Source organism: Roseibium marinum (genome assembly GCF_002906165.1).
In the GTDB taxonomy this organism is placed as follows: domain Bacteria; phylum Pseudomonadota; class Alphaproteobacteria; order Rhizobiales; family Stappiaceae; genus Roseibium; species Roseibium marinum.
On record NZ_PPCN01000005.1, the window covers coordinates 122,050 to 134,933 of the forward strand.

The window sequence follows — 12,884 nt, forward strand, 5'->3', positions numbered from 1 at the left end:
ATGACCTCCACCTTCGAAACCGACCGGTTTCGCGAAGCCATGCGCAGAACCGCCTCCGGTGTCGCCGTGGTGACCACTGCCGGTCATGCCGGCAGGGCCGGTCTCACCGTCTCAAGCCTCTGCTCGCTGTCAATGGAACCGCCCTCTGTCGTGCTCTCGGTGCACAAGGATAGCCGGGCCCTGGCGACAATGCTCGAAAACGGGCAGTTCGTCGCAAACATCCTTGCTCAGCATCAGGAGCGGGTCGCGAATGTCTTTGCCGGCCTCGTGCCGGAAATGCGCGAAAATCGCTTCGCGGTTGCCGATTGGGACGACCTCGACAGCGGATTGCCGGCACTGGCCGATGCTCTTTGCAATTTCGAGTGCCGGGTCGCGGGTGTGTTCGAGTTCGGCACGCACCGGATCATTGCGGGTGAGGTTCTTGGCTTGCGTATGGCCGAGGCACGCCCGCTGGTGTTCTGCGATCGCGGATTTCACCAGATACAGGCCCTGCAACAGGAGGCGTGCACATGACGACGCATACGCGCCTGCGCAAATTCAATACCAGGGACGCCTATCCCGAACAGAACCTCGACAATGACGTCTGCATGGTCGTGAGGGCCGGCAATACCGTTTATGTGCGCGGTCAAACGGCGATGGACCTTGATGGCAACATCGTCGGGATCGGCGATGCCGCAGCGCAGACCGAAAACGCGATGGCATGCGCCAAAACCCTTCTTGAAGAGGCCGGATCGGGGCTCGGTGACATCGTCAAGATCGTCATCTACATCACGGACCGCTCCTGCCGCGACCCGGTCTACCGGGTGGTCGGCAAATGGTTGAAGGGCGTCTATCCGGTTTCAACCGGTCTGATCGTCGAAGGCCTGGCCAAGCCCGAATACCTGATGGAAATCGACATCATTGCCGTAATTCCTGACTGAACCCGGCCCGACCGGCCGGAAAAATTTCAGCCAATCTGTCCTGAAGCCAACCCGCTTCGGGATGGCTTTGCTGCTCCAATCTTCTGATCTAAATTATTGAATTTATTATAAAAAAGAGCACAAAGCCTAATAATTAGGCTTGCGTTTACAGTGATCGCTTCGTAGGCATTAAGGGTGCGCAGCTGCAATTCGCCCACCCAATTTGTGTGACTTAAAGGGGAGCCACAAAATGCCAAAACGTCTATTGACCATCGCTGCGCTCGCAGCTCTGACCACCATCCAGCCCGTTCTCGCCGAGACGCTCGTCGTCAGTTCATGGGGTGGAAGCTGGCGTGACCTGATCCAGGAAACCATCGCCGCCAAATTCACCGAGGAAACCGGCGTCGACGTCGAGTTCGTCACCGGCGGCACCATCGACCGTCTGAACGCCGCGCGTCTTGCGGGCGGTACGCCCGAGAGCGATATCACTTTCACCACCAGTCACATCGGGTGGCTCTATGCGAATGCGGGTCTTTTCGAAGAACTCGACCTGTCGAAACTGCCGAATTCCGGCGCGCTGGTCAGTCAGGCTGTCATAAGCCCGTATCACATCGGGGCCTGGGCTTACGTCTACACCATCGGTTACCGTCCCGATCTTATTCCCGAAGGCGTGGACTTCGACAGCTGGGAAGACCTCTGGTCGCCGAAACTCGAAGGGATGATCGCTGCTCCGGATTTCGATCCGAGCCATATCATCGCCGTTTCGGCCATGCTGGAAGGCAGCGATGCGGCCGGTTGGGAAGCCGGGCAGGAAAAGCTGCTGAAGCTGAAGCCCAACTTCAAGGCGTTCTACACAAACGATGCGAATTCCCAGCAATTGATCGCAACCGGCGAAACACCCGTCCAGATCCTGTTGTCGATGAACGCCTATCACATGAAGGGCGAAGGCGTGAATATCGAGCTTGCCATTCCCAAGGAAGGCGCGGTGCTGGGTGTCGACACGATGGGCATCAACGCGGGAACGGACAAGCTTGAGCTTGCCTACCAGTTCATCAACTTTGCCCTCGATCCCCAAGTGCAGGCAAAGATCGCGGAGATCAAGAAGGGAAGCCCGGTCGTTACCGGCGCACCGCTTTCCGACGAGGTCGCGTCATTGCCGGGCGTCTTCACCACCGCTGAACAGTGGGATAGCGAAACGCTGATCATCGATCACAAGCTGCGTGCCGAAATGACAGCCGAATGGCGTCAGTGGTTCGCGGAGAACATGATCGGACAGTAACGCAAGGAAGGCGGAGGCGGCGGTTCACATCGGCCGCCTCCATTCTCGTTGGAAAGGCCGAGCAAATGAAGGTGCGCCCCTACCTTGGATGGTTCGTAACGCCCGCGGGTTTCGTGGCGTTCGGTTTCTCCGCCGCGCTGGTCGCTGTTCTGCAATTCAGCTTCCGTGCGTATATTCCGGGGATGCTCGAGCCGGGCGGCTTCACGCTGTCCAATTTCTCCGAAATCGTGCACCCCGCCTATGGCCGCGCCTTCGCCCGGACGCTGGCGTTGTGCTTTTACACGGCCCTGTTTTCGCTGATCCTGGCCTATCCGCTTGCGCTCGCCCTCTTGCGAACCCGCAGCAGGTTCATGCGCAGCACCATTCTCGTTATCGCCGTGACGCCGCTTTTCCTCGGCGAGATCGTCAGAACCTATTCCTGGATTATCGTTCTGGGCAATCAGGGCTTCGTCAATTCCGTGCTGCTCGGGCTGGGTATCGTCGACAAGCCCGTCCATCTCATGTTCACCACTACCGGCGTCGTTGTGGCTCTGGTCCACTTCACCATGCCGATCGTCTTCGTCATGCTGACGGCCGCCCTCGCGCATATCGACCGCAATCTCGACAAGGCGGCCCAGAGTCTCGGCGCCGGTCCGATCCGGACTTTTCTCACAGTGACGCTGCCGCTGTCGGTCCCGGGAATTGTCGCCGGCACGACCACGGCGTTTGCATGGACCTTCAGCGCCTTCGCCACACCGCAGCTTATCGGCGGCGGACAGGTCACCACGATTTCAACCCTGGTTTACCAAGTCGGCTTTGCTTCCTTCAATTTTCCGTTTGCCGCAAGCCTGTCGCTGGCCGGGCTGGTTTTCACCTTTCTTGTGCTGGCGCTGATCGGATTCATCGCACAGCGGATCATCCCGGCAGGAGAAACCCATGCCCGCTAAGCTGGTTTCAAAGGGACTGAAAGTTCTCGGATATCTGGTAGTCGCAGGGATACTCGGGTTCGTGCTGCTCCCGGCAATTGTCGTGACTGTCGCTTCGTTCAACCAGTCGGCCATTCTTGCCTTTCCGCCAAAGGAATTGTCGTGGCGCTGGTACATCAACGCGTTCAGCTATGCTGATTTTGGTCACGGGTTGCGCAACAGCCTCGTTGTGACCTTCTGGGGATCCTCGATCGCGCTGCTTGTCGGAGGCGCGTTCGGATATGCGCTGTTTCGCTATGAGTTCCGCTTCAGGCGAACACTCGAGATGATACTGCTTTCGCCACTGGTCATTCCGCAGTTCACGATCGGGCTCGGTCTGCTGATGCTCGCCTCGATGATCTCGGTGCCACGCACCTATCCTCTGGTCGTCTTCACGCATACGGTCATTGTATTGCCGTTCGTGCTGCGGTCGGTTTTCATCTCGTTGCAGAACTTCAACACGCGTTACGAATCCGTCGCTGCAAGTCTTGGGGCATCGCCCGGCCGCGTGCTGACGACGGTCACGATCCCGCTGCTGTTGCCCGGGCTTTTGAGCGGCTGGCTGTTTGCCGCCATTCTTTCCTTCAACGAATTCACCGCGACGCTGTTCGTCGCCAACCAGGCCACACATACGCTGCCGGTCGCCATGTACAATTATGTGCGGGAATATGCCGACCCCACACTTGCCGCGCTGTCGGTGGTCTACATCCTCGCCACGGCCGGATTGCTTCTGGCGGCAAATGCCATCTTCGGACTCGACAAGGTATTCAATGTTGATTGATCAGCCCAGCGCTTCAACCAGCCGCGAAGTACAGATTTCGCTTTCCGGCACCCGGAAAAGCCGGCCCGCCGTGCAGATCGATGGCGTCGCCAAGTGCTTTGGCGATACAAGGGCGCTCGATACCACCTGGCTCAAGGTTGCCGACGGGGAATTCCTGACCCTGCTGGGGCCTTCCGGATGCGGCAAGACCACGCTGCTCAATCTGATGGCGGGATTTCTGGAAGCCGACGAAGGCGAAATCTTCATCGGTGGTTCGCTGGTAACCGATATGCCGCCGCACGAACGCGAGATCGGCATCGTCTTTCAAAACTATGCGCTTTTTCCGCACATGAATGTGGCCCGCAATATCGGATACGGGTTGCGCATGCGCGGGGTTTCCAAGGACGAGATCGACAGGCGGGTTGCCGAGGCCCTGGCGCTGGTCAAGCTCGAGAACAAGGGCGATCAGCGCCCGGCGCAGCTTTCCGGTGGGCAGCAGCAGCGTGTCGCATTGGCGCGTGCGCTGGTTATCCGGCCCAAGGTACTGTTGCTCGACGAGCCCTTTTCCGCGCTGGACCGCAATCTGCGGGCCGCGATGCAGGTTGAACTCAAGGAAATTCAGCGAAGCCTTGGGGTGACGACCGTATTCGTGACACACGATCAGGGCGAGGCGCTCTCCATGTCGGACAGAATCGCCGTGATGTCCGCGGGCCGCATTCGCCAGATCGCCGCTCCCGATGTCATCTATCGTTCGCCAACCGACAGTTTTGTTGCAGGTTTTGTCGGCGATTCGAATTTCTTTCCCTGCGAAGCCGAAAATACCGGGGCCGGTACCTGCACGGTCAGGCTTGGCGGCAAGACATATGGAGCTTTTCCGGCGCGCGATCTCCAGGCGGGGCCGGCAATGCTGTTTGCCCGTCCCGAACAGATCACCCTTGAGAAATCCGGGACGGCAGACACGCTCTCCGCCCGCGTCACCTCCCATGTCTATCAGGGAGGGTATGTCGATCTGTATCTCGAATGCGCCGATGCAGAAGGCGGGCGGGTGCTGGTGCGGAGTGCCGATCCGGCCGCGATGGGGCGCTGGCCTCTTGGAGGAGAGGTCGCCTTGCGCTTGCCGGCGGAGGGGCTCGTCGCCTTCCCGAAGGAAGGCGAGGGGGCATGACCTGTTCAAAAGGTGGGAGCATCGGAAGGATTGCGCGCGCGCAATTCGTATTCGGCCTGTTGCGGCTTGTAGCGCGTCCACAGTGCCCTGAGCCCGGCAATGGGTGTGTCGCTCCAGTCGATCCTGAGATCGACGACCGGCCAGTCGAACCGGTTGGCGACATGCAGGCCCGCCGAATGTTCGTCTCCGGTTTCGCCACCGGCATCAAGTCCGGCCTCAAGAGCACCGAGCAGCCGCTCGGCAAGCGGCATGCCGGGACCGGTCGCGGAAAAGGCACGGATCATTGCCTGGGGGACGTCTTCGTTGGAGAGGAGATTGCCCATGGCAAGGGCGGCATTTCCCTGTGCGACGGCTGCAGTGCCGAGCGCTTCGGCTCCAGAGTGAAAGGCGGTTTTGCCGTAGCGGTCGACCACACCGATCTGGCGCCATTCGGGTTGCGGCGTGCCATCCCGCAGGATGTCAAGGACAGAGCCTGCCTGCAGGCCCTGGCGCAAAAGCGCCTGGCCTGCCGGGCCGAGACCGGGGTCTGTAACGTTCTGCGTGACGACCGCGCCCAGAGGGCCGATCCATGCGCAGCGGCTCGGCACGCATATGGACGAAGACGTGATGGCAATGCCGAATGCGCCGGAAATCGGACACTGCGCCGCAATAGAATAGGTCAAGATAATTACCTTTCTTTTATTTCTATAAAAGAGAGTTTATATAAATGACAAAAGATTATCAACAGTATTTATTTGATCTTATTGAAATAAATACAGTAAGTAAATACAGTAATATTGATATTGTGGAGTATATCGAGAAAGTTCTCTCGCCGCTTGGTTATGCGTTCCAGCGTATACCGTCTCCCGACGGCGAGAAGGCCTCTCTCGTGGCAATCGCCGGCGATCCCGCGCGAGCCGGCGTCGTCCTGTCAGGCCATACCGACGTTGTCCCGGTCGAAGGGCAGCCCTGGACAACCGATCCTTTTTCAGCTGTCGTCCGCGATAGGCGCGTCTACGGGCGGGGCGCGACGGATATGAAAGGCTTCCTGGCCGTCGTCCTTGCGCAAGCGGCAAATCTTGCCAGCAGCGCTACCGAAACGCCGGTCATTCTGGCGTTCTCCCATGACGAAGAGCTTGGCTGCAAGGGAGCGCCGCCATTGGTGGAGCATATAGCTGCCCTGCCGGCGCTTCCCGGCCTGTGTATCGTGGGAGAACCGACAGGCCTCAAGGTGGCAAACGCCCACAAGGGAAAACTGGCGAAAAGGATCACCTTTCGCGGCAAGACGGGGCATTCGGCCATGCCGCATAAGGCGGCAAGCGCGCTCTGGAGCGGCGCGAAGCTGGCGCTCGAGATCAAGGCACGCGCGGATAGTCTTGCCCGGAAGGGCGGGGACAGTTCTTTCGATCCGCCATTTTCCACCCTGCACGTGGGCTCTCTTATAAGTGGCGGTGCGCTTAATCTTGTGCCCGATCAGGCGTCGCTGGAGTTTGAACTGCGGTCCCTGCCGGGAGTCGATACGGAAGCTGTCATCGCAACCATCCTTGCGCAGGCCGAGGCCGAGGGAGAAGCGCTCAAGGCCCGGGCACCCGAATGCGGAGTGGTGATCGAGGAAATTTCACGGTACCCGGGATTGCTGACGGATGGAGATGGCCCTCACGCGCAGGCGGTCAGAAAGCTGGCGCAGGATTCCGGATCTCCCCTCAGTCTGAGTTTCGGAACGGAGGCGGGCCTCTTTTCCGAGGCCGGAATTCCAACTCTTGTCTGCGGCCCGGGAAACATGGATCGGGCGCACAAGGCAGACGAGTGGATTGCCATCGAAGAACTCGCCGCCGCCAGCACCATGCTGGAGCGCCTTGCCTCCAGGCTTTCGACACCGCTTTCAGAGTGGATACCGCAATGATTGCGAGTCCCAAGACACCAGATACGCCCAATTCCATCAACGGCCAGGGAGATTTTGTAGTGCCAGTTCCGTCGACCATGTCCGCAGTCGTCGCCCGTAAACCTGGCGGCCCGGAAGTGCTGGATATTGTGGAGCGGGCCGTGCCGCAGCCAGGACCGGGCGATGTGCTGATCAGGGTCGCCGCGGCCGGGGTCAACCGGCCCGACATCATGCAACGCACCGGGGTGGCAACGCCTCCACCGGGGGCGGGCGATATACTCGGGCTGGAAATCGCCGGAGAAATAGTCGCTGCAGGGGAGGGGGTCAGCAGGTCCTGGATCGGCCGCGAGGTTATGGCGCTGGTCAGCGCCGGCGGTTATGCCCAATACTGCCTGGCGCGGGTAGATCATTGCATTGCTGTTCCGCACAGTCTCGACCTCATTAAAGCCGGTGCGCTACCCGAAGGGCTGTTCACGGTCTGGCACAATCTTTTCGAACGGGGGGCGCTCAAGGCCGGTGACGCCGTGCTCATCCATGGTGGTGGCAGCGGCATAGGAACCCTTGCCATTGCGCTTGCCAAAGCCAAAGGCGCCGTTGTTCTGGCGACAGTTGGCAGCCGGGAAAAAGCGACTGTTGCCAGCAAGCTGGGCGCGGATGAGGTCATCAACTATCGCGACGAGGACTTCGCTGAAGCGGTTCTGCGACGCACAGGAAATCGAGGCGTCGACATTGTGATCGACATTGTCGGCGGCGACTATGTGGCTCGCAACCTATCCTGCATGGCGCCGGGAGGGCGGCATGTCAGCCTGTCATTCTTTAACGGCGCAACGGTGTCGGTCGATCTGCCGATGATCATGAAAAAGGGGCTTTGGCTGACCTCGTCTACCCTGCGGCCGAAATCCGATGCTGAGAAAACCCTTATCGCCCACGGGGTTTGCCGCGAACTCATGCCGCTCGTATCCGGCGGTTCGGTAGGGCCGACGATCCATGCGGTGATCCCGTTTTCCGATGTCCGCGAGGCTCATGAAATGATGGATGCCGGCGCGAATATCGGCAAGATCGTCCTCGACGTGGCAGGGGTGGGCGCATGATCCTCGAGCTCTATTACGCCCCGACCTCGCCCTATGTCCGCAAGGTGATGATTTGCGCGCACGAACTCGGTGTCGCCGACGAGATAGTGTGCCTCGACTCGGCGGCGCATCCCGTCAACCGGGATGACAGGATCAAGGCGTTCAATCCTTTGGGCAAGGTGCCCGCGGCGCGGGCCGATGACGGACTTGTTCTTTATGATAGCCGGGTGATCTGCGAGTATCTCGATTTCCGCTGCAAAGGTTCGCTTTTTCCGCGAGACGGTGTGGCGCGCTGGGCGGCACTGCGCCGGCAGGCTCTCGGTGACGGGCTGATGGATGCAGCACTTCTCGCACGATATGAAACTGTCGCGCGGCCGGCGGATGCGAGGTCGGCGGCCTGGCGCGATGCCCAGTTGAGCAAGGTGAATGACGCACTTGGTGAGATGCAGCGCGATTGCGCGGACATATCCGGTGCATTCGATATCGGCGTGATCAGCTATGTCTGCGCGCTCGGATACCTGGACTTCCGGTTTGCCGAACTGGAGTGGCGGATCAGTCATCCGGACCTGGGGCGCTGGTATGTGGCGTTGGCGGGCAGACGGTCTGTAGAGATAACCGTTCCGGTAGAATAAATAATTTAAGTCTATTTAAAGTATAGCTCTGCGAGAATTTTCGTGGAGCTATTATTTTTTGAATATCCATGAATTGTCAAAACCTATTTAATGTATAGCATAAATATATTGCTCTAAAATTGAACACAAGAAACGTAAGAACGCGGCAATTGTCCAGCGACTTTCCGAGAACAATATTGAATTTTTCTTTTAGAATCAAATAGAAGACTGTTTGGCATGGGAATTGCTCTTTTGTATCCATCGCACATGGAGACAAATGAACATGATGAACATGTACAGACTTCTTGCCATCGGCTTCACCGTTTTCGGTCTCGCCGCGACGCCTTCACTCGCACAGACCCCACTGCGCATGGCGGTGGAAACCAATCCCGGCGACCCTCTCAACCTGATGCTCACCACCTTCAAGGACGAGATTGCGGGAAACGATGCCTTTACGGTCGATTTTTATGAAGGTGGCGCGCTCGGCGACGAGAATGCGCTGACCCAGTTGCTGCGGGCCGGCGAAGTGCAGATCGTGCCTTTGGGGTCGGACGTGGTCGCGCTCGACAGCAAGTTCGCCGTGTTCGATATGCCGTTCCTTTTCGAGGACAAGGCAACCGCACGCGCTGCGCTCGACGGTGAACTGGGGGAGATGCTTGCGAAATCCCTGCGCGAAACCAATGACCTCAAGGTACTTGCCTTTGGCGAACTGGGGTTCCGCGTTATCTCCAACAATGTCCGCCCCATCGAAACGCCTGAGGATCTTGCCGGGCTTAAACTGCGAACACCAGGCAGTGAAACCCGCATTCTGGCATTTGAAATGCTGGGGGCAGCGCCGACACCAATGAACCTCGGTGAGGTCTATGTAGCGCTGCGCCAGGGCGTATTGGACGGCCAGGAAAATCCGCTTTCCGTGGTCAAGGAATTCTCGTTCTTCGAAGTTCAGAAATACATCAGCCTGACCAAGCACGTTTACACGCCGATTACTCTGGCGATGAATGGTTCCGCCTGGGATGCGCTCGGCGCTGAACAGCAGGAAGCATTGCTTGCAGCCGCCGCGGCTGGCGCCGAGGCGACACGCGTTGCCTCGGATGAGAGCGATGCGAGCCTCGTTGCGGTGTTCAAGGAAGAAGGTGTCACGGTCAACGAGCCGGACCTTGCAGCTTTCAAGGCGGCAGCGGAGCCCGTCAAAGCCAAGATAGCCACGATCATAACGCCAGAATTCATGAACGCAGTGGAGAAAGCATTACAATGAATGCCGGTTCACAGACGGTAGCAACCGGGGCGCATCGCGCCCCGGTTTTCCGGTTTGACGGCAATGGAGATCTCGGGCGCATCGGCCTGATCTTCATGGCCTCTTCCGTGGTCATGGAAGCGGAGATGTGGGCGATGGCCGCCCCCGGTGTTTCCGTTCACACCACGCGTATCAAATTGCCGAAGGTCACCGTCGAGGGGATCGAGGCGATGATGAATGCGCCTCAGCTGGAAGAAGCGGCGCGTCTTCTGGCCTCCGCGCCGATCGACGTCCTGTGTTTTGGCGGCACGAGCGCTTCGTTCCTGCACGGCACCGCTTACGATCATGGGCTGATGAAAAAGCTCACCGAATGGGCGCCGGGAAAAAAGGTCAACACGGCATCGACCGCCAGCCTGGCCGCGCTTGCGGAAGTCGCTGCCGGTCCGGTCGTCCTTGCGACCCCTTACGTGGACGGCGTGCATCAGCGTGCAATCCGGTTCCTCGAAGAGAACGATCACAAGGTTCTCTCCCACAAGAATTTGGGCATCGATGAGGATCAGGCGCTCGCGGAGGTGCCGCTTGAAACGATCTTCGACATGGTTTGCGAAATCGATACACCCGAAGCAACCGCGGTTTTTATCAGTTGCACCAATTTCCGTTCCGCGGGTGTCATCCAGGCACTGGAGGAAGAACTGGGCAAACCGGTGATTTCGGCGGTCCAGGCCTCGTTCTGGCATTGCCTTGAGATCGCCGGCATCAATGGCGCCAAACCCGGTTACGGGCGCCTTTTCGACAAACGATTGGCTGAACGCACATGAATACCGTCGAACCAGATATCCATCATGTCTTGCAGGCGCCTGTCAAAGATCGTCTCCTGCGCCTGCCGGTCCGGATCGTCGAGGCCGCCGCCGCCCTGCTCATGGCGGTGATTGCCGTACTGGTATTTGCCAACGCCACCGGCAGATATCTGTTTTCACGCCCTCTCCCGTGGACCGAGGAAATCGTGCTCAACGCGATGATATGGGTGGCCGCGTGCGGTGTCGTGATCGCGGCGGCGCGTGGCGCCATGATGTGCTGTGACGTGATCGTGTGCCGTCTGCCCGCACGGCATCTCAAGATGATGCAGGTGCTAACCGCTGTGGCGGGGATACTTCTGCTGGGCTTTTTTGCTCATGTCACCTGGCAGTACACGGCCCTGTTCGGCAAGGACCTGTCGCCATTGCTGCGACTGCCCAAGGCGATCGGCATGTTCGGTTTGCTGTTCGCCCTGATCGGGCTCGCTCTCGCGCTTTGCGTTCAGGCGTATCACGCCATAAGGGATTGATTCTATGCTCCTGCTTGCCGGATCCACCATCGCGACCCTGTGCATTCTGGCGCTTGCCGGAATGCCGATTATCATCGCACTGGTTGCTTCAGTCGTCGTCTTTCTGTTCGTGAGCGGCGGCTGGATCATGTCAATGCCCCAGCAGACGCTCGCCGGGCTTTCCGACTATGTTCTGGTGACCTTGCCGCTTTTCATTCTGGCAGGCGGGATCATGAATGCAGGCGGCATCGCCGACAGGCTGTTCGCGTTTGCCGGTGCGCTGTTCGGCTGGATGCGTGGCGGTCTTGCCCATGTGAATGTCGGGGTGAGCCTGATGTTCGGCGGAATGATCGGGACGTCGGTCGCAGATCTCGCAGGGACAGGCTCCATCGTCATTCCCAAGATGAAATCCGCAGGCTACCCGGGGCCTTTCGCGGCAGCGCTTACAGCAACGTCATCGGGCATAGGCGTTCTGGTGCCGCCATCTTCGCCGATGATCCTCTATTCGGCGGTCACGGGAACATCGCTTGGCGCCTTGTTTATCGCCGGTATCATCCCGGGGGTGCTGATGGCCGCTGCGCTGATGCTGGCAATCGGTGTCCTCGCCCGGCGCAATGGCTGGCAACCCTCCCAGGCTTTCGAATGGCGTGAGCTGATGCGCGCGGCCAGGGACGCCATCCTGCCGATGGGATTGCCCGGCCTGATCATCGGCGGGCTGGTTTTCGGTATTTTCACACCGTCCGAAGCCGGCGCCTTCGCGGTGGCTTATGCCCTGTTCCTTTCCATGGTGATCTATCGCTCGCTCGATTTGCAGGGGCTATACCGGGTGCTTGTCGACGCGGCTGTCCTGACCGGTGAAATTCTGCTGGTCGTCGGTCTGTCGACAGCGCTTGGTTGGGCACTTTCGCAGGCGCGGGTACCTGTCGCGCTGGCCGATGCGATTGCGATTGTCTTTCCGTTCGAAACTGGTGCCCTGCAGATCATGGCGCTTTTGCTGCTGGCGCTGATCGCCGGCATGGTGCTCGACCCGCTGATCCCGATGATCATGCCGGTTCTGCTGCCGTCACTGCTCATGCTGGATGTCGATCTGGTACATTTCGGGGTCCTGATTGTCGTCACGGTGGCAATCGGACAGGTGACGCCGCCGGTTGCACTCGCCTTGCTGGTGGCGGCGCAGATAGGCAAGGAGGATGTTGTTTCGGTGATCAGGGCCAACACGGTGTTTCTCGCGGTGCTGCTGGCCTTTCTTGCGCTGCTCGTGATGGTTCCGGCTCTCTCGACCGGGCTCTCCGGCTCGATGAAATAGGAACCGGCGCGGTACTTGTTCTGCAACGGCAGTCGCCTGTATCCGCAGGGAGATCTGGCGCCTTAAGACATCGGCCCGGAGGGCGAAATCATCGCATTCGCCGCATCGGCTTCTGGCCGCAGCAAAACGCTCAGGGCTCTCAGTCGAACAGCGACGGCTGGAACATGGAGAAAGCCGGCACGTAGGTGATCGGCATGAGCGCCACGAAAAGCGCCAGGCAGAATGGCCAGATCGTCCATGAAGTCCAATATCCTGACGGGCATGAACCCGACCAGAAACCTGTCGCTGACGAAACCGCAGGGCCGTTTGAAGCTGGTCCGGTCCGAGCACCATGCGATTTTCGAGGCGATCGAGAGATCCGACCGGAAAGTCATGCAAAGCCATGTGGATAATGCCCGAAAGCGGATTTTCTCGAGGGCTGATGTGCCCCGCGCCTGTGTTGCGGATTCGCT

15 protein-coding genes are annotated in these 12,884 nt (G+C 59.2%); 13 read left to right on the forward strand and 2 right to left on the reverse strand.

The window, feature by feature from the left end; all coding sequences use genetic code 11:
* The 6 genes from CLV41_RS13285 to CLV41_RS13310 all read left to right on the forward strand — a co-directional run bounded on the left by CLV41_RS13285 (position 1) and on the right by CLV41_RS13310 (position 5,047).
* Positions 1-513, forward strand: coding sequence for a flavin reductase family protein (locus CLV41_RS13285; RefSeq protein WP_103223092.1), 513 nt, complete (start codon positions 1-3; stop codon positions 511-513).
* On the forward strand, positions 510-920 hold the full coding sequence (locus CLV41_RS13290) for a RidA family protein (protein WP_103222898.1): 411 nt from the start codon (positions 510-512) through the stop codon (positions 918-920). The genes CLV41_RS13285 and CLV41_RS13290 overlap by 4 nt, the downstream gene beginning before the upstream one ends.
* A 229-nt stretch (positions 921-1,149) precedes the next feature.
* A complete protein-coding gene (locus tag CLV41_RS13295; RefSeq protein WP_103222899.1) occupies positions 1,150-2,178 on the forward strand; it encodes an ABC transporter substrate-binding protein in 1,029 nt (342 codons plus the stop codon).
* A gap of 65 nt (positions 2,179-2,243) precedes the next feature.
* Positions 2,244-3,104 (forward strand): ABC transporter permease, encoded by an 861-nt coding sequence (locus tag CLV41_RS13300; protein WP_103222900.1) that lies wholly within the window; start codon positions 2,244-2,246, stop codon positions 3,102-3,104.
* Positions 3,094-3,903, forward strand: a complete 810-nt coding sequence (locus CLV41_RS13305) for an ABC transporter permease (RefSeq protein ID WP_103222901.1) — start codon at positions 3,094-3,096, stop codon at positions 3,901-3,903. The genes CLV41_RS13300 and CLV41_RS13305 overlap by 11 nt, the downstream gene beginning before the upstream one ends.
* Positions 3,893-5,047, forward strand: coding sequence for an ABC transporter ATP-binding protein (locus tag CLV41_RS13310; protein WP_103222902.1), 1,155 nt, complete (start codon positions 3,893-3,895; stop codon positions 5,045-5,047). The genes CLV41_RS13305 and CLV41_RS13310 overlap by 11 nt, the downstream gene beginning before the upstream one ends.
* Positions 5,048-5,052: 5 nt before the next feature.
* Here the strand turns inward: CLV41_RS13310 and CLV41_RS13315 are convergent, their stop codons facing one another.
* Complete coding sequence (locus CLV41_RS13315) at positions 5,053-5,709, reverse strand: DUF1028 domain-containing protein (protein WP_103222903.1); 657 nt, start codon at positions 5,707-5,709, stop codon at positions 5,053-5,055.
* Between the two features lie 44 nt (positions 5,710-5,753).
* Here CLV41_RS13315 and argE point away from each other — a divergent pair, with 44 nt between their 5' ends.
* The 7 genes from argE to CLV41_RS13350 all read left to right on the forward strand — a co-directional run bounded on the left by argE (position 5,754) and on the right by CLV41_RS13350 (position 12,432).
* Entirely contained in the window at positions 5,754-6,929 is a 1,176-nt protein-coding gene (argE, locus tag CLV41_RS13320; protein ID WP_103222904.1) for an acetylornithine deacetylase, read from the forward strand.
* A gap of 77 nt (positions 6,930-7,006) precedes the next feature.
* Positions 7,007-7,999 (forward strand): NAD(P)H-quinone oxidoreductase, encoded by a 993-nt coding sequence (locus tag CLV41_RS13325; protein ID WP_408013898.1) that lies wholly within the window; start codon positions 7,007-7,009, stop codon positions 7,997-7,999.
* Positions 7,996-8,610 (forward strand): glutathione S-transferase family protein, encoded by a 615-nt coding sequence (locus CLV41_RS13330; protein ID WP_103222906.1) that lies wholly within the window; start codon positions 7,996-7,998, stop codon positions 8,608-8,610. The genes CLV41_RS13325 and CLV41_RS13330 overlap by 4 nt, the downstream gene beginning before the upstream one ends.
* A 262-nt stretch (positions 8,611-8,872) precedes the next feature.
* Complete coding sequence (locus tag CLV41_RS13335; protein WP_103223093.1) at positions 8,873-9,844, forward strand: TRAP transporter substrate-binding protein; 972 nt, start codon at positions 8,873-8,875, stop codon at positions 9,842-9,844.
* Complete coding sequence (locus CLV41_RS13340) at positions 9,841-10,641, forward strand: maleate cis-trans isomerase family protein (protein WP_103222907.1); 801 nt, start codon at positions 9,841-9,843, stop codon at positions 10,639-10,641. The genes CLV41_RS13335 and CLV41_RS13340 overlap by 4 nt, the downstream gene beginning before the upstream one ends.
* Positions 10,638-11,147: a TRAP transporter small permease gene (locus tag CLV41_RS13345; protein WP_103222908.1), complete on the forward strand. Its 510-nt coding sequence runs from the start codon at positions 10,638-10,640 to the stop codon at positions 11,145-11,147. Before CLV41_RS13340 ends, CLV41_RS13345 begins: the two co-directional genes overlap by 4 nt.
* Positions 11,148-11,151: 4 nt before the next feature.
* Positions 11,152-12,432 carry a TRAP transporter large permease gene (locus CLV41_RS13350; RefSeq protein ID WP_103222909.1) on the forward strand — a complete coding sequence of 427 codons (1,281 nt, stop codon included), beginning with the start codon at positions 11,152-11,154 and terminating at the stop codon, positions 12,430-12,432.
* Between the two features lie 62 nt (positions 12,433-12,494).
* On the opposite strand, the gene CLV41_RS13355 is transcribed toward CLV41_RS13350, so the two are convergent.
* Complete coding sequence (locus tag CLV41_RS13355; protein WP_146048565.1) at positions 12,495-12,806, reverse strand: hypothetical protein; 312 nt, start codon at positions 12,804-12,806, stop codon at positions 12,495-12,497.
* Between the last annotated feature and the right edge of the window lie 78 nt (positions 12,807-12,884).